17 protein-coding genes and 2 riboswitches are annotated in these 16,567 nt (G+C 35.5%); of the genes, 5 read left to right on the forward strand and 12 right to left on the reverse strand.

The window, feature by feature from the left end; all coding sequences use genetic code 11:
- Positions 1-11 precede the first annotated feature (11 nt).
- Positions 12-121, reverse strand: a riboswitch (SAM riboswitch).
- Positions 122-323: 202 nt separating this feature from the next.
- Positions 324-437, forward strand: a riboswitch (SAM riboswitch).
- Positions 438-526: 89 nt separating this feature from the next.
- The 4 genes from metI to ABH955_RS10305 all read left to right on the forward strand — a co-directional run bounded on the left by metI (position 527) and on the right by ABH955_RS10305 (position 4,200).
- Positions 527-1,639, forward strand: a complete 1,113-nt coding sequence (gene metI, locus ABH955_RS10290) for a cystathionine gamma-synthase/O-acetylhomoserine thiolyase (protein WP_002143142.1) — start codon at positions 527-529, stop codon at positions 1,637-1,639.
- On the forward strand, positions 1,636-2,799 hold the full coding sequence (metC, locus tag ABH955_RS10295) for a cystathionine beta-lyase (RefSeq protein ID WP_002143144.1): 1,164 nt from the start codon (positions 1,636-1,638) through the stop codon (positions 2,797-2,799). Before metI ends, metC begins: the two co-directional genes overlap by 4 nt.
- Before the next feature lie 161 nt (positions 2,800-2,960).
- Positions 2,961-3,473 carry a cysteine hydrolase family protein gene (locus ABH955_RS10300; RefSeq protein WP_219303752.1) on the forward strand — a complete coding sequence of 171 codons (513 nt, stop codon included), beginning with the start codon at positions 2,961-2,963 and terminating at the stop codon, positions 3,471-3,473.
- A 436-nt stretch (positions 3,474-3,909) separates the two neighbouring features.
- Complete coding sequence (locus ABH955_RS10305) at positions 3,910-4,200, forward strand: ArsR/SmtB family transcription factor (RefSeq protein ID WP_000894375.1); 291 nt, start codon at positions 3,910-3,912, stop codon at positions 4,198-4,200.
- 150 nt (positions 4,201-4,350) lie between these two features.
- Here the strand turns inward: ABH955_RS10305 and ABH955_RS10310 are convergent, their stop codons facing one another.
- Together ABH955_RS10310 and ABH955_RS10315 are read right to left on the reverse strand one after the other, a co-directional pair.
- Entirely contained in the window at positions 4,351-5,463 is a 1,113-nt protein-coding gene (locus ABH955_RS10310) for a class I SAM-dependent methyltransferase (protein WP_219303545.1), read from the reverse strand.
- A gap of 9 nt (positions 5,464-5,472) precedes the next feature.
- Positions 5,473-6,102, reverse strand: coding sequence for an MBL fold metallo-hydrolase (locus ABH955_RS10315; protein WP_002015137.1), 630 nt, complete (start codon positions 6,100-6,102; stop codon positions 5,473-5,475).
- A 170-nt stretch (positions 6,103-6,272) separates the two neighbouring features.
- On the opposite strand from ABH955_RS10315, the gene ABH955_RS10320 reads away from it, so the two are divergent.
- Positions 6,273-6,443 (forward strand): DUF2759 domain-containing protein, encoded by a 171-nt coding sequence (locus ABH955_RS10320; protein WP_002034036.1) that lies wholly within the window; start codon positions 6,273-6,275, stop codon positions 6,441-6,443.
- Positions 6,444-6,523: 80 nt separating this feature from the next.
- Here the strand turns inward: ABH955_RS10320 and glcK are convergent, their stop codons facing one another.
- From glcK to pstC, 10 genes are all read right to left on the reverse strand, one after another.
- Positions 6,524-7,507 (reverse strand): glucokinase, encoded by a 984-nt coding sequence (gene glcK, locus ABH955_RS10325; protein ID WP_002034037.1) that lies wholly within the window; start codon positions 7,505-7,507, stop codon positions 6,524-6,526.
- 19 nt (positions 7,508-7,526) lie between these two features.
- On the reverse strand, positions 7,527-7,727 hold the full coding sequence (locus ABH955_RS10330) for a YqgQ family protein (RefSeq protein ID WP_000253699.1): 201 nt from the start codon (positions 7,725-7,727) through the stop codon (positions 7,527-7,529).
- A gap of 103 nt (positions 7,728-7,830) precedes the next feature.
- Positions 7,831-8,409, reverse strand: a complete 579-nt coding sequence (locus ABH955_RS10335; protein WP_002034038.1) for a 5-formyltetrahydrofolate cyclo-ligase — start codon at positions 8,407-8,409, stop codon at positions 7,831-7,833.
- A 104-nt stretch (positions 8,410-8,513) separates the two neighbouring features.
- Positions 8,514-8,663, reverse strand: a complete 150-nt coding sequence (gene rpmG, locus ABH955_RS10340; protein WP_001265616.1) for a 50S ribosomal protein L33 — start codon at positions 8,661-8,663, stop codon at positions 8,514-8,516.
- Between the two features lie 69 nt (positions 8,664-8,732).
- Positions 8,733-11,087 (reverse strand): sugar phosphate nucleotidyltransferase, encoded by a 2,355-nt coding sequence (locus ABH955_RS10345; RefSeq protein WP_404491094.1) that lies wholly within the window; start codon positions 11,085-11,087, stop codon positions 8,733-8,735.
- Between the two features lie 345 nt (positions 11,088-11,432).
- Complete coding sequence (gene phoU / locus ABH955_RS10350) at positions 11,433-12,089, reverse strand: phosphate signaling complex protein PhoU (RefSeq protein ID WP_002015145.1); 657 nt, start codon at positions 12,087-12,089, stop codon at positions 11,433-11,435.
- A 426-nt stretch (positions 12,090-12,515) separates the two neighbouring features.
- Positions 12,516-13,646: an RNA-guided endonuclease InsQ/TnpB family protein gene (locus tag ABH955_RS10355; protein ID WP_404491096.1), complete on the reverse strand. Its 1,131-nt coding sequence runs from the start codon at positions 13,644-13,646 to the stop codon at positions 12,516-12,518.
- 252 nt (positions 13,647-13,898) lie between these two features.
- Complete coding sequence (gene pstB, locus ABH955_RS10360) at positions 13,899-14,714, reverse strand: phosphate ABC transporter ATP-binding protein (RefSeq protein ID WP_002088644.1); 816 nt, start codon at positions 14,712-14,714, stop codon at positions 13,899-13,901.
- 28 nt (positions 14,715-14,742) lie between these two features.
- Complete coding sequence (gene pstA, locus ABH955_RS10365; protein WP_002088645.1) at positions 14,743-15,609, reverse strand: phosphate ABC transporter permease PstA; 867 nt, start codon at positions 15,607-15,609, stop codon at positions 14,743-14,745.
- 1 nt (position 15,610) lies between these two features.
- On the reverse strand, positions 15,611-16,561 hold the full coding sequence (gene pstC / locus ABH955_RS10370) for a phosphate ABC transporter permease subunit PstC (protein WP_002088646.1): 951 nt from the start codon (positions 16,559-16,561) through the stop codon (positions 15,611-15,613).
- Between the last annotated feature and the right edge of the window lie 6 nt (positions 16,562-16,567).

Genomic DNA, 16,567 nt, shown 5'->3' on the forward strand with positions numbered 1-16,567 from the left:
AATTGTTCCTCCTCTTATTATGCAAAACACACGTTTTGCAGGTTTTAGCACCGTTTCAAACATTTAGTTTGAAGGTTGCCGGGTTTCACAGGGCCTTTCCCTCCACCGCTCTCAATAAGAGTTTGTCTTTATTATTTTATTTATGTAGCTAAAAGGAAATACGTTCCCCTTTTAACAATGTTTGTTAATTTTTTATAAATTTAGCACGCACTAAAATAAAAGTCAATGACACTTGCGGAAAAATAAAAATTATTTAAAATAAAGTTGCAATTCAATTATCTTTTGTTGTAAAGTTAAAACCATAATAAAATTTCATACGAACATTCTTATCTAGAGAGGTAGAGGGACTGGCCCTTTGACGCCTCAGCAACCATTAACATTCATTCGTTAATAAGGTGCTAATTCCAGCAAATTGTGAAAGATTTGACAGATGAGAAGAAGACTCTATTCAATCCGAAAGCCTTCTTCTTAGAAGGCTTTTTTTATTTTCACTTAGTCGTTCACTTTAAAAAGGGGGAATTTTCACATGTCAACAATCGAAACAAAACTAGCACAAATCGGGAACCGTAGCGAAGCTACAACAGGAACGGTTAATCCACCTGTTTATTTCTCAACTGCTTATCGTCACGAAGGAATTGGTAAATCTACTGGATTTGACTATTCAAGAACTGGAAATCCGACTCGTGGCCTTTTAGAACAGGCAATTGCAGACTTAGAAAGCGGTGAGCAAGGGTATGCCTGTAGTTCAGGAATGGCGGCTGTTCTCCTTGTCCTTTCACTATTCCGTTCCGGAGATGAGCTTATCGTATCTGAAGACTTATACGGGGGAACATATCGTCTATTTTCCGAACATGAAGACAAGTGGAATATTCGATGTAGATACGTAGATACACAATCTATTAAACAAATTGAGCAAGCAATCACATCTCAAACGAAGGCTATTTTCATAGAAACACCGACTAATCCATTAATGCAAGTAACTGATATCGTAAGTGTAGCAAGTGTAGCGAAAAGGCACGGACTACTTCTTATTGTAGATAACACGTTCTATACACCTTATATACAGCAACCATTAACAGAAGGTGCAAACATCGTCCTTCATAGCGCAACTAAATATTTAGGCGGTCATAACGATGTACTAAGCGGACTTGTCGTTGCGAAAGGGAAATCTCTTTGCGAGGAGCTTGCTCATTATCATAATGCCTCTGGTGCTGTCTTAAGCCCGTTTGATTCATGGCTATTAATTCGAGGCATGAAGACTTTAGCACTTCGCATGAAACAGCATGAAGAAAACGCTCATGCAATTGTTGCTTATTTAAATGATGAAGATGGTGTGACAGATGTATTTTATCCAGGAAGAGGTGGTATGATTTCATTTCGCCTTCAAGATGAAACTTGGATTAATCCTTTCTTACAATCTTTATCCTTAATTACATTTGCTGAAAGTCTTGGCGGTGTCGAAAGTTTAATGACTTATCCAGCAACGCAAACTCATGCCGATATTCCAGAAGATGTTCGAACAGCACGTGGTGTGTGTAATCGTCTTCTCCGTTTTTCAGTCGGCATCGAAAATAGCAACGACTTAATTCAAGACTTAAAGCAAGCAATTAAACTTGTAAAAGAAGGTGTAAGAATATGAGTTATTCCATAGATACGCTTTTACTGCATAATCAATACAAGCATGACACACACACAGGAGCTGTTAACGTTCCCATCTATAACACATCAACATTCCATCAGTTTGATGTAGATGCTTTCGGAAAGTATGACTATAGTAGATCTGGAAATCCAACACGTGAAGCTCTTGAAGATATCATTGCTTTATTAGAAGGCGGGACAAAAGGATTTGCCTTTGCATCAGGCATTGCAGCCATTTCTACTGCATTTCTCCTTCTTTCACAAGGTGACCATGTTCTTATTTCAGAAGATGTATATGGAGGTACTTATCGAATTGTTACTGAAGTTCTCTCCCGTTATGGTGTTTCACATACATTTGTTGATATGACCAATGTGGAAGAAGTAAAAGAAAACATTAAACCAAATACGAAGCTCTTTTATGTAGAAACACCTTCTAACCCACTTTTAAAAGTGACAGATATTCGTGCTGTTTCTAATCTTGCAAAATCTATTGGTGCTCTTACTTTTGTTGATAATACATTTTTGACACCACTATTTCAAAAACCGCTTGATCTTGGCGCTGATGTCGTTCTTCATAGCGCTACAAAGTTTATTGCTGGTCATAGCGATGTCACCGCCGGATTAGCTGTCGTAAAAGATGAAGAACTCGCTCAAAAGCTCGGCTTTCTACAAAACGCTTTTGGTGCTATTTTAGGACCGCAAGATTGTTCTCTCGTGCTTCGCGGCATTAAAACATTGCATGTACGTCTCGAACATTCAGCTGCAGGTGCCAACAAAATCGCACATTTTTTACAAGAGCACACTAAAGTTCAAAATGTCTATTATCCTGGCTTACAAACACATCTTGGATTTGACATTCAACAATCTCAAGCTACATCAGCCGGAGCTGTCCTATCTTTCACTTTACAATCAGAAGACGCACTCCGCCAATTTTTATCAAAAGTAAAATTACCTGTCTTCGCAGTTAGTTTAGGAGCTGTCGAATCGATTCTTTCCTACCCAGCTAAAATGTCACATGCAGCATTGTCGCAAGAAGCTCGTGATGAAAGAGGTATTTCTAATTCATTACTTCGTTTATCCGTTGGCCTTGAAAATGTTGACGATTTAATATCCGATTTTGAAAATGCCCTTTCTTATGTAGAAGAACCTGTAAATGCATAGGACGAACAGAAGATATGAAATTAAGTTTTCATATCTTCTTTTTTATGCCGTTAAATATATTTTTTACTTTTCGTATAGTTCATAAAAAAACGAAAGAGCACCATCTATTTCCAAGTAATGAATTAATTGATATATTAAAAAGTAAAAAAGGGGCAAAAATAATGGATACTTGTGCAGATGTTTTAATCGTTATCGATTTACAAAATGGGGTATGTTATAGCGGAGAGCATTTATTTGATTTACAAAACTTGCTTACAAAAGTAAATAAAAGAATTTCTTCCTATAGAAAATCAAATAAACCAATCATTTTTGTTCAACATTGTGATGATGATTTAGTACCCGAAAAAGAACTTTGGGCTATTCATACCGATCTAGATGTTCAAGAACAAGATTTTTTTGTAAGAAAAACACATGCAAATTCATTTTATAAAACGAACTTAAAAGAGATTTTAGACCAATTATCTGTACATCATATTGAATTTTGTGGTGCCCAAACAGAGTACTGTATGGATGCTACGATTAAATTTGCCCATGGACTGGGATACGAAAACTTCATGATACAGAAAACAACCTCTACGTTAAATAATCCATTTATGTCCGCAAAAGAGACAATTAATTTTTATGAAAATATATGGAATCACAGATTTTTAAAATTGATACAAGATGAACTCTAGAATAAATGACTAATAACTTGATCATTCTAAGATTTATCAGCCACATTCAAATATTTCATTATCACCATTATAAAGAAGCTGATCATAATCAGCTTCTTTTCTTTTAACCTGTTATATATTCTATATATAACATTATAATTCCTTTGTCATATTATTTTAAAAATTTTGTATATTCATTTGAAAGAATAAGAAAATCATGATAAAATTGTGTTACGAATATATCTATATCTTTCAATTTTTGAAACGCATCAAAATTTTCACTCAAAAATGTCATTTTACAAAACTGTGCAAATTTATCTATTTTATTTACATCAGGGTCTCTTTTCTTACAATTTCTTTACTTTAGGACTTTTTTTCTGCAACAACTGTTTTCTTTTCTTTGATTTTTTGGTATGTATAGTATGGTATAACAGCTCACACGGAGGTGGAAAAGAACATGTTAGAAACCTTTCAAAAAGAAATAGAACTATATGAAAGCAATGCAGAATTATTGAAAGTGCTTGCTCATCCTGTTCGCTTATGTATTGTAAAGGGATTAATTGAACGTGGCCCAAGCAACGTTTCTACAATGTACACAGGCTTAAACATGCCACAATCTACAATTTCACAGCATTTAGCAAAGTTAAAAAGTGCTAAAATCGTTTCTAGTGAAAGAAAAGGATTGGAAATTTACTACAAAGTAGAAAACGAAACAATTATTCAACTCGTTCGTGTATTATTAGGTTAGGGACCTATAGACAGAGAAAAAGAGTGTATTCTATATTTTTCATCTCATATCTTTAATATAAATATATATCATGAGAGAAAATATATAATGCTACATAATTAAAAGTCGTATTAAAAAACAAGACACAGAAAATACTGTGTCTTGTTTTTTTCATATCGTTAAATATTGATTCAAAAGTAAATTCTTCATATCTTTTGTGTGTATAACAACATCGAAAGCATTACCTAATCCTCCGTTCAAAATCATAGAGCGAATAGCTCTATTTAGTTTTTGAGTTTCAGAAAAAGGGTTGGTATCTTGATGGCTAGCAAGCTGATCTAATATTCCTGCTGCTAACAAAAACTCTGATTGCTTCCTATGCCATATCGTATTAATTCCGTGCAGCTCAAAATTCATCTTCAACTCATCCCAATGAACATGCGTAGTAAGATCCATTTCTCCTGGATATGCAAGAGGATTACGAATTAGCTTGTGCTTATAATATCCTCTTAAACTTCCTTCACGATGTGCAGGATGCATCCATTCTTCTTTTGTATATCCATAATCAACTGTAATACATATACCTTTCTGAAACCATTTCGCAATCTCTTCTATATACTCTTCCATTGCAATAGGCACTTCAAAGCGCTGTCCCTCAGCAATATGAATGTTATATTTCAATAAGTAACGACCGACTCTTTTCTCTATCGGTCTAAATACTTCTGTAAGGTTTCCCTCATCTGTATACGTGATACGTACTTCATACAAAATTCCATTTCTTTTCTCAACTATCTCAACAGGAAACGCATCAAATAATTCATTCGAAAAAATAATTCCTTCGAAAGACTCTCCCATTTCAATATAAGATGTATAATACGACACATTATCAAATAAGCAAAGCCTCTCCTGTTGTAGCCTTCTATGAAAAGGGCTCACTTCAATAATTGAATAGTTTAAATTGATAAAGGTTTCCGGAGATAATTGTTTCCATTCTTGTAAAACATCATAGGCAAACTTTCCTGTTCCCCCACCAATCTCACAAATATTTGGAGAAACTTCTCCCTTTTCAACAAGCCGAATAAAAAACTTAGCAAAAGTCTTCGCAAATACAGAAGATACATTGCTACTCGTAAAAAAATCTCCCTGTCTTCCGATTTTTTCACGTTCTCTCATATAATACCCATGTTCCTCTGCATATAATACGAGGTTCATATACGTACTATATGAAATCGAATGATCCTTTTCTTTTCCCATCCATTCTCTTAAATTGAGCTCCATCCCCATAATGACTCCTTATTGTAAAAATGGATTATTTTCTTTTTCAAAACCAATGCTTGTTTCTGGACCGTGTCCACATAGCACCGCTGTTTCATCTGGTAATACAAATAATTTCTCTTCAATACTTCCAATTAATTCAGCAAAACTTCCACCAGGTAAATCCGTTCTTCCAATACTCATTTGGAACAATACATCTCCAGAAAATACAGCATTCGCTTCTTTACTGTAATAAGAAATACTTCCTGGAGAATGTCCTGGTGTCTCAAAAATTTCAAAACTAAAAGAACCGATCGTTAATGTACCCTCTTCGTCAATAATATGGTCTGCTGGTTTTGCTGTAATACTGCGGTTCATCATAAAAATTTGCGAGCCATTCACAGTTGCATCTCCTAACCAATCCGCTTCTTCTTTATGTACGTATACAGGAATATGAAAAGCGTCTCTCACGGCATCAACAGCACCAATATGATCGAAATGAGCATGTGTTAATAAAACCGCAAGTGGCTTTAACTGTGCTTCCTGTAAATATGTAACAAGTTTCTCTCCTTCATGACCAGGATCAAAAATAATACACTCATTTTGATCATTCGTTAAAATATAAGCATTTGTTTGTAATGGGCCTAAAGGCATTTGTATCCATTTCATATGAAAATCTCCTCCAGTTATTTAATTTACTTTTAATGATACAACATTTCTTTCTCTTAGGAAAAGAAGGCGTGTTATCTCGACAATCATTTTTAAAACATGTACAATATAAAAGAGTAAATATTCTAAAAACTCATTCTAAGGAATGAGTAGACAGAGGAGGATATTGTATGGGCCTTGTTATTATTTTTACGCTAGTCACTCTGTTAGCTGTATTTGCTACGCTTAGAACACTTCGCGAAAAAAACTTATTCGCGGGCGGCTTCGCTATTGCAACCGTACTTGTTTTCGGATGGTTTACAATCATGACTGTTCTATATAATGGGTACCCACCAGCTTAATCCATTTACATTTTTATTCTCCAACAAGATCTTGCATAAAAAGAGGAAGGGGGCCCCTTCCTCTTTTCATTATTCACAACTTATATCATCTTCGCCTCGTATTTGTGCTTTTTTACAAGCCACGCTCCTCCAATTACACCTGCATCATTACCAAGTATTGCAATTGCTAACTTTGTGCTCTTTACAGCACGAGAGAAAGCATATTGCTCGAAATAACGTTGAATTGGCTCTAATAGTGCGTCTCCAGCTTTAGATACGCCACCACCAATTACGATTTTCTCTGGATTCAACGTACTAGCAAGGTTCGCTACAGCTAATCCTAAATAAGAAGCTACTTTTTCCACTACTTCACCTGCTAGTTCGTCACCTTGTCCAAGTGCTTCAAATACATCTTTTGATGTAATAAGCCCTTCTTCTGCTAACATAGAACGTAAAACACTTTCTTTATCTGTCTCTTGTATTTGTTGCATAGCAACACGTACAATACCTGTTGCAGAGGCTACCGTTTCTAAACAACCCGACTTCCCGCAATTACATGGAAAAGCGTTCTCTGTAACAACTGTAATATGTCCAATCTCACCAGCAGCACCGCTTATACCATGTACAATCTCACCATTGGCGATAACACCACCACCAACACCAGTGCCAAGTGTCATACAAATTAAATCTTTTGCTCCTTCACCAGCACCTTTCCACATTTCACCAAGCGCCGCTAAGTTTGCATCATTATCAATAACAACAGGTAATCCCGTTTCTACTTCTAGTAAATCTTTTAACGGATAGTTTTTCCATCCTAAATTAACCGCTTCATAAATCATTCCAGATGCCACATGTACAGGACCAGGAGCTCCCATACCAATACCAATTAGCTTGCTTTTTAATTCACCTAATTCTTCTAACTTTTTATCAATAGCTTTCGCTACATCAAGTGTAATATGTTTTCCTTGTTCATTTGTATTCGTAGGGATTTCCCACTTATGTAAAATTTCACCATACACATTAATAAATGCTAATTTAATCGTTGTACCACCAAGGTCAACACCAACTAACCATTTCTCTTCCATGTTACGTACCTACCTTTATCTAATTCTTATTTAGCTCTTTTTGAATTTCTTGCTTCAATAAAAATAAAGCTGTTTGATAGTCTTGTGGGTCGATTAGCTGTGATTGATTTAATTCACGCAATTCATCTTGCATTAATTGTAAATCTGCAATTCGATCACCCGTATAAATAATCGTACCAAATTTCTTTAGCAATTGCTGAATATCATAAATAGATACCATTTCATCACCCTCTATGCTCACTTACTATAAAAAATTATAATAAGAAAACGTTCACATATTTTATTATAATCACGAAGAAAAAGTCTCGTCAATTTTTATTTGTCTATACAAGCCCATTTTTAACCATTGTTCCTTTTTCTGTAATAATTTTTTCTACATTTTTATCAAATGGCTCTACTGGAATATGTTCTACCATTTGAAAACTATAAGCTAATGATAGCGCTTTCCCTTTATAATGCACGAGATAACGATCATAATAGCCACCGCCATATCCAATCCGTTCTCCTCGCTCTGTATAAGCTACGCCTGGCACGATTTGAAGATCAATTTCATCTGCATTCACTTCTTCCGTAAGCGCTGGAATTGGTTCACGTAAATTCATATACACTGTTTCTAATTGATCAAAATTACTAATTTTCCGGAAAGACATCGTTCGTGTTCCTTTATTACACTTCGGAACAACAACTTTCTTTCCTTCTTCCCAAGCTTTTTCGATAATAGGATATGTATTCACTTCATTTTCCATTGAGAGGGTGATTCCAATTGTTTTAGCTTCAACCCACTCTTTTTGCGCATACAACGAAGCTGCAATTTGCTCTGATAAAGTTGTATACCGTTCTTCTGATAAAGAATTCATGTGTTCTATTATTTGTTTACGTAAACGTAGTTTCTCTTCTCTCACACATTTTCCCCCTCACAGTGACACTTTGCTCTACGATGATAGTGTATCACTTTTAACAGAGGAACCGAATAAAAAAAGAAACAGTAGGAAAATATTCCTACTGCTTACTTTGTTTCACGGTGTAACGTAGACTTCTTGTCACGCTTGCAATACTTTTTAAGCTCGATACGCTCAGCGTTGTTACGTTTGTTTTTCTTTGAGATATAGTTACGATCTCCGCATTCTGTACATGCTAGAGTAATATTCACACGCATTCTTATTTCCCTCCAGTACTAATAACTTAAATCAGACTATACTATAATACCACTTTTAAAATAAAAATTCTACACCTTTTGATATTGTCTAATTTTTTCTATAAGATTTTTCATGTTTTCCCTTGCTATTACTGGGTTTCTAGCATGCGAATACACTAAAAATTTCGGTTGTTTTGTGTCAGAAACGATATAAGACCACTCTTTTTCGGTATATTTGAACTGTACTCCTTCAAATATACCTTCTTCCTTTCTTTCCATATCAGCCAATAATTTCCTCATTACTTTCCCTTTTTCATTCCATGAACATACAACTTCATCACAAAGTAGATAGAGCGGAGGTGATTGCTCTACTATGCTGAGAAATGTTTTTCCCTGCAATGCTATTAGCTCGAATAATTTTCCAATTCGATATAAAATATCTCGCTTCCATCTCGCTTGAAACGACTTTTTTTCATCCTGCGTATAAAATAGAAGGTAACATTCTCCTAATTTCAAAGACATCGGGTAAATATTTCCTGCCGATTCAAGTAATAAATCTGGAATATCTACCTCTTCAAAATCTGTTCCCTGGTAAATATTACTATAATTATCATATAACTCGAAATAATTTCCTTGCTCTGAAAACATAAGTGCCATATTTACTTTACTTGATTTCATCAAGGCTTTCACATGATGCTTTTGTTCACCCGCATAAATCCATGTAACTGTGCACCCGAGCCTTTGCAAAAAAATCATAAGTAAATGTTGTAACATATCATTTCTCTTATTAATAAGAAGATGAAACTTCTGTTTTTGTATCGTTTCAATATCAATACGCTCTAACACAGCTTCTACATAATTATTTGCAGAAACGTGAACTAGCTTATTTCGCCCCAGTTCTTTCTCAGAAGCGTAATAAAACGACTCAGACATATATACTTGTTCTATCTCTTTTTGCTGCTTATACGTTAAAAACGAGCCCTCCTTGCCATACAGTTGTATAACAATCCCTCTTTCGCTTTCCACTTGAACGAAAACTCCACCTGCACATTGCAAATTATGAATGGCATACTGAAAAAGCGACTCATTCATTTCTTTACATTCCATCGTATGAATCCCGCTGCCATGAATGGCATGGAGGAATAAATTTTTAAAGGAAGTTGTTTCTATATTTTCCTGACTTCCAATCAATATACTCTCCCCTTTGGCAAAAAGAGATCCATAAGCCATTGCAACTTTCACAATAAATTGAGGAGTAATTTCAACATTACCCCTTCCTACAATTCGGCTTTTTTGTAACCATCCTGCACTCTTTTCACTCTCTTTAACACCGGCAGAACCTACTATCGAATGACTATCTATCTCCTTATATGGCCATATTTTTCCTTTTTGCTTAATTACTGTACTTTTCCCTATATGACAATGATCCGCTACAATACTTTTTTGAAAAAGTGTAACATCATCTTCGACCATTGTATGATCTCCTATTGTTGTTTCTAACAACTCACAATTTTTTCCTATATGAGAATTTGCAAAAATGATGCTTTTTTGAAGATGAGAATAACTTGAAACGATACTATTTTTCCCGATAATAGAGTACGGTTCAATTACAGCCCCTGCACCAATCATTGCTCCTTCTCCAATAAAAGAAGGGCCATGAATTTTCGTCCCTTTTCCTATCGTTACACCTTCTCCCATCCACACCATCGGTAATACTTCTGTATATGGAATAGGCACCTTCAATTTTTTCGTCAACAAATCGAATTGAGCTTGCCGATATTGATCAAATGTACCAATATCTAGCCAATAGTCTTCTGATAAATATGCAAATAAAGCATTTTTATTTGCCAATAAAGGAAACACATCATGACTGAAATCCGAAAATTCCATGGATGGTATGTAAGAAAAGATTTCCGGCTCCATTATATAAATACCTGTATTCACAATATTAGAAACTACCTCATTCCAGCTCGGCTTTTCTATATATCGTATAATTTCTTGTTCTTTATTCATTACAACTAAGCCAAATGAGAGTGGGTTTTCTACTTCTTTCACAAACATCGTTACCATTCTCTTCTTCTGTTCATGAAATGCAATTCCTTCTGATAATTGAAAGTCAGTTAGTGCATCCCCACTAATAACAACAAATGTTTCATCTAAAAAACTTTCGGCTTGCTTAATACTCCCTGCTGTTCCAAGCGGAGGAGAATCTTCAAAATAATACAAGTTAACTCCCCACTTACTACCATCACCAAAGTATTGCTTAATAGCGGTACTCATATATTGAACTGTAATTGCAATTTCACGAATACCATGCTGACGTAATAATTCAATATTATATTCAAGAACTGGTTTTTCTAACAATGGTAACATCGGTTTTGGAGTATTACATGTTAATGGTCTAAGGCGTCTCCCTTTTCCTCCAGCTAAAATAACCCCCTTCATATACTTCAGCCTCCACTTATATAATGTTCAAGAACTCCGTATATCATTTACCCCACATTAACTGCAGTAAAAGTCCGGTTTGGTATGATCTAACAATCAGCGAGAGACAGCCCCACTAATTAAAGCCTCACTTTATAAATAAATGTACCTTTTAACTCCCACCAAAAAGAAAGCGCTTACCATTAACTTGGTAAAATAATTAATAAGACGTAACTAACATATATGTACTTATTTTTCCATTAATTATGATACATCTTATCATCATAGACTAAAGGAAACAACGAGCTTTTTTTGTCATGTTTTGACTAAAAAAAGCAGGTGATTTCTCATCACCTACTTTTCCCCCTACTCATTCAATAAATAATGCTTTCCTTTTACTACATAAAATACATTCTCGGCAATATTTGTAACATGGTCTGCTACACGCTCAATATATCTTGCAACAAAGGATAGTTGTGTAATTTGTGTAATCGCTTCTGGTTGTCCAGGGATAGATGAAATAAATTCACGAATCGCCTTCCCATAAATTTCATCAACTGAATCATCCATTTCAGCAATTTGTTTAGCAAAAGTTAAATTTTCTTGCTCATATGCTTCTAATGCTAAATTTAACATCTTATGAGCAATCTCAAACATTTCCTCAAGATTATGTAAACTAACAACCACTTCTTTTTCACCAAGACGAATTGTTGATTTCGCAATATTAACAGCATGGTCTGCAATACGTTCTAAATCTGTCGCTGTTTTAATTGAAATGAAAATTCTTCTTAAATCACTTGCTACAGGCTGCTGCTTTGTAATAAGCATAAGCGCAAGGTCATTTATTTCCTCTTCTAAATTATCCATGCGATAATCCCCATCAATGACTTCTAACGCTTTCTCTACATCCCTGTTGTGAAGACCTTCCATAGCAATCAATAAAGCTCCACTTGCTAACTCACCAAGCTCGATCACCTTTTGCTGTAACGTTTTTAAATCACATTGAAACTGTTCTCTTACCATCATTTCTTCCCCCTCAATATTATGTGCCATTATATATAAAGTGAAACTTTAATCAGTGGGGGTTTTGTTCATCTCCCACTGATTATTAGCCTTCACCAATCGGGCGTTTACGGGCAGTAAAACTCCCACCTAACTTCTTTGCTCCATCCAAATTTTGAGGTGGGAGTTTTACTGCCCGGCAAATAGCGGGATAAATCCCCTACCCCGCTTCTTGTATGTTTATTACGCCTTGAGAAAAGAGAAATATTACTCCCCTATTAGAATGAGGTGAAAGTGAGAAATGCCGATACGATAAACTTAACTAAATCTATACAATTCAATCAAATTCACACAAGTTAGTGCTTCAAAGTGTTCTCGCAACCCCGAAGGGACGAGGGGTATAACACTCCACACGAGGCAGTATCGTTACCTCATATTATCAAGCATTTATTTTACCCATCTTGATAAATTTATCGAAGCATTCAAATCCCTATCGTGATGGCTATTGCATTGAACACAGTCCCATTCACGAATCTTTAAACTCCACTGTCCTTCTGATTGAACTGAATGGTCGTATTTAACTCCGCAACATGAGCAAATCTTGCTGGAAGCGAACCATTTATCAGCTTTTACATATTCAATGCCGTACTTCTCACACTTGTATGATAAACATTGAAAGAAGAAGTTTAATTTTTGAAATGAAAATGCTTTCGATAGTTTTTTGTTTTTTAACAGGTTTGAGATATGTAAGTCTTCCACAACAATCCTCATTGGTTTGGTTTTCACCAATTTAGCTGTTGATTGATGGATATGGTTATTTCGGATATTCGTAATTTTCCTAGATAACCGAAGGTGCTCAGTTTTAGCTTTTTCATATCCGGCAGATTGAATTTTTACACCTTTTTTAAATCTCCTAGACATATCTCTTTGCGCTGACTTTTTCCTTTTCAAAAGTTTTTTAACCTTAGCATCTTTGTTTATATTTCGTTCTTTCGTACCATTAGAAGCTACAAACAGCTCTTTTACACCAACATCCACACCAATCGACTCATTGGTTAGTTCTTGTGATTCAAAGTCTTCCTGGAACCCTACACTAATCCACCAGTGACGACCATCAAATGTAACTCTTGGATTTGATGATTTTTTGTTTCTTGGTAGTTGTTGGCTTGTTTTCACTTCTCCAATAGACTGAATATCAACTACTTTCTTTCCTATAATCAGTCTTTCATAATTGGCATAAAATCCTTGAATTAAATCTTTTTTGGATTTATAAGAAGTGTGATAACCATTTTTGTACTTTTTGAACGAATTTCTTCTCGCCTTATCAAAATCTTTTGAAGCCTGTTTGGGAACTTGTGCGTTGATTTCATTTAACCACTCATATCTCTTTCGCTTCTTGATCTTTGTAAATCGTTTCTGTAAATCTAACTGTGAAACAGATTTTCCAAATAGCTTATAGTATCTATCACTCATCCTTTTACAATAGTTATAAGCGAATCTTGAAGCTCCAGCATGATTTCTAAGCACCTTTTCTTGTTCAGGCGTTGGAATCAGTCTGACTTTCTTCGCCAATATCATCAGAAGTCAACTCCTTAATCATCTGATTGATTTTTTCTACTTTCGCAACATTCACGCTCACCATTTCTAGCCACGTTGTAGTTCAATCAGCTTTAGGGATTGCCCGCAGTTAACCCTCACTACTAGCCAATCACTTGACTAGCAGGGCTTACTGATATATTTAATTAACTTTGGTTATAATTGGTTAAATAAATCGTAACAGTTAGTTACCCTCTGTTAAGAGGGTCTTTACTCTTAGCCTTGCTAGCGATATCAACCAAATCGTCCTGTAATGTAGTCTTCTGTACGCTTATCTGCAGGTGTTGTAAATAATTTGTTCGTATCTGTATATTCCACAACTTCTCCACTTAAGAAGAAAGCAGTTTTATCTGAAATTCGTGCTGCTTGTTGCATGTTGTGCGTTACGATAACAATACTAAAATCTTTCTTTAACTCCTGAATTAATTCTTCTACTTTTGATGTTGAAATTGGATCTAGCGCCGATGTTGGCTCATCCATTAAAATTACGTCTGGCTCAATCGCTAAGCAGCGTGCAATGCATAGACGTTGTTGCTGACCACCAGATAAACCGTATGCATTATCATGCAAACGATCTTTTAACTCATCCCAAATAGCTGCGCCGCGCAAGCTATTTTCAACAATTTCATCAAGTGTTTTTTTGTCACGAACACCATGGATTTTCGGACCATATGCTACATTTTCATAAATAGATTTTGGGAATGGATTTGGCTTTTGGAACACCATACCCACATGCGTACGTAATTCTTCAACCGGATATGATTTATCAAATATGTTTCGTTCTCTATATTCGATAACGCCCGTAGTTCGAACGATAGGCACTAACTCTACCATACGATTTAGCGTTTTTAAGTATGTTGATTTCCCACAACCACTTGGACCGATAATCGCTGTTACTTCATTCTCATGAATACTTAAGTTGATATCTTTTAAAGCATGGTCTTCTCCGTACCATAAATTTAAATTTTTCGTATCAAATACTATTTTTTTTGGTGCTGTCTCAATCTTTTTTTCATTTTTCACCTGTACATTTACTACTGTTGCTACCATTTGAATTCCCCTTTCATCCACTTCCAACTTATTTTCGATTTCGTAACCATAAGACAAATATATTTATAAAGAGCAACAATCCTAGCAAAACAATCATCCCAGCTGCTGCTACATACTGAAATTCTTCTTGTGGTCTACTCATCCAATTAAAAATTTGAATTGGTAAAACCGTAAATCTATCAAACATACTGAACGGAACATAATTTGCAAAGGCAAGGGCCCCAATAACTAATAATGGTGCTGCCTCACCAATTGCTCTCGATACCGCTAACGTACATCCCGTTACAATCCCTGGCAAAGCGACTGGCAATACAATTTGATACATCGTTTGCCATTTCGTAGCACCTAATCCGTAAGAAGCCTCTAGTAATGAGCTCGGCACAGTTCTAATCGCTTCTTGACTAGCTACAACAACAGTTGGTAAGACGAGTAAGCTCATCGTCAGTGCCGCTGCCATTATGCTCTCTCCCAAATGGAGAGCGTATACGAAAATAGTTAACCCGAGTAAACCAAACACAACGGAAGGTACCCCTGCTAATGTTTGATTATTTAATTCAATTAACTTTTTAAAAACGGACTCCTTCGCATAATGCTCTAAATAAAGAGCTGTTCCGACTCCAAATATAAAAGAGACTGGTATAACAATGCTCATAAATAGTATTGTTCCTGACAAAGCAGCGACAATCCCAGCTTCTCTCGGATTACGTGAGGCGAAGTTTGTAAAGAAATCTATTGAAAGATAACTTATACCTTTTTCAAAAATTTGAAAAAGCAATATAAAAAGTATTACTACCGAAAACAAAATTGCTATATAAAACAAACACTTGTAAATCCGATCCTTTAAAAAACGCGATGCCATATTTTCTTGTATGTTCTTATGGTTTAACATTCGCATATTATGTCAACCTCCTAAAACGGCGCATAATATATTGCGAAATGATATTCATAATAAAAGTAAACATAAATAACGTTGCACCTACAGCGTACATGCTGTAATAAGTAATCGTTCCGTGCGGAGCATCACCTAAACTCACTTGTACAATATAGGCTGTTAATGTTTGAATAGAATGAGTCGGATCTATCGATACATTAGGTGTTGATCCAGCTGCAATAACAACAATCATCGTTTCACCAATTGCCCTGGAAGCTGCTAATATAATCGCTGCCATTATGCCCGTAAAAGCCGATGGAAACACCACTTGTTTTACCATCTCAAAACGAGTTGCTCCTAGCGCTAATGAGGCTTCTTTAATTCCTTTCGCTACAGCTCTCATCGCATCTTCAGAGAGAGACGCAATCGTCGGTATCATCATAAACCCTATAACAATACCTGGACTAATAGCATTAAAAAACTGCAAATCTGGTATAACCCGTTGTAAAAGTGGTGTGACAACTGTTAACGCGAAAAAACCATATACAATTGTCGGGATGCCTGCTAGTAGCTCTAACAAAGGTTTTAATATTTTCCGAGCGCCATTCGAAGCGTATTCGCTTAAAAACACGGCACAACCTAAACCAATAGGAATTGCTACGAACATGGCAATTGCTGTTACAAGGATTGTTCCACATATAAGTGGTAATATACCGAATTTTGGATCTTCAAAAAAAGGTAACCATTCCTTCTCTGTCAAAAAAGAATACAATGATATCTTTTGAAAAAACATGATTGTTTCATTTGCCAACGTAATAATAATTCCAAGTGTCGTTACAATGGACACGCTAGCAATGGCTTTTAGTATTAACGGAACAATTCGATTGATTCGCTGCGTTTTTTTTCTTCTATTTGTATTTCTCTCAATCAAATGTTGTACAGAAAATGTAATTTGACTTTTGTCATTATGAGCCAAAGATGA

Origin of the sequence: Bacillus sp. RC240 (genome assembly GCF_044907945.1) — a bacterium.
Lineage (GTDB): Bacteria > Bacillota > Bacilli > Bacillales > Bacillaceae_G > Bacillus_A > Bacillus_A mycoides.

Coding starts and splice junctions, on each gene's coding strand:
- rpmG (WP_001265616.1), bottom strand. CDS start 8,663: ATGCGTGTGAATATTACTCTAGCATGTACAGAATGCGGAGATCGTAAC.
- ABH955_RS10320 (WP_002034036.1), top strand. CDS start 6,273: ATGGGCCTTGTTATTATTTTTACGCTAGTCACTCTGTTAGCTGTATTT.
- metI (WP_002143142.1), top strand. CDS start 527: ATGTCAACAATCGAAACAAAACTAGCACAAATCGGGAACCGTAGCGAA.
- phoU (WP_002015145.1), bottom strand. CDS start 12,089: ATGGTAAGAGAACAGTTTCAATGTGATTTAAAAACGTTACAGCAAAAG.
- pstA (WP_002088645.1), bottom strand. CDS start 15,609: ATGCGAATGTTAAACCATAAGAACATACAAGAAAATATGGCATCGCGT.
- glcK (WP_002034037.1), bottom strand. CDS start 7,507: ATGGAAGAGAAATGGTTAGTTGGTGTTGACCTTGGTGGTACAACGATT.
- metC (WP_002143144.1), top strand. CDS start 1,636: ATGAGTTATTCCATAGATACGCTTTTACTGCATAATCAATACAAGCAT.
- ABH955_RS10315 (WP_002015137.1), bottom strand. CDS start 6,102: ATGAAATGGATACAAATGCCTTTAGGCCCATTACAAACAAATGCTTAT.
- ABH955_RS10355 (WP_404491096.1), bottom strand. CDS start 13,646: ATGATATTGGCGAAGAAAGTCAGACTGATTCCAACGCCTGAACAAGAA.
- ABH955_RS10300 (WP_219303752.1), top strand. CDS start 2,961: ATGGATACTTGTGCAGATGTTTTAATCGTTATCGATTTACAAAATGGG.
- ABH955_RS10310 (WP_219303545.1), bottom strand. CDS start 5,463: ATGGGGATGGAGCTCAATTTAAGAGAATGGATGGGAAAAGAAAAGGAT.
- ABH955_RS10345 (WP_404491094.1), bottom strand. CDS start 11,087: ATGAAGGGGGTTATTTTAGCTGGAGGAAAAGGGAGACGCCTTAGACCA.
- pstB (WP_002088644.1), bottom strand. CDS start 14,714: ATGGTAGCAACAGTAGTAAATGTACAGGTGAAAAATGAAAAAAAGATT.
- ABH955_RS10305 (WP_000894375.1), top strand. CDS start 3,910: ATGTTAGAAACCTTTCAAAAAGAAATAGAACTATATGAAAGCAATGCA.
- ABH955_RS10330 (WP_000253699.1), bottom strand. CDS start 7,727: ATGGTATCTATTTATGATATTCAGCAATTGCTAAAGAAATTTGGTACG.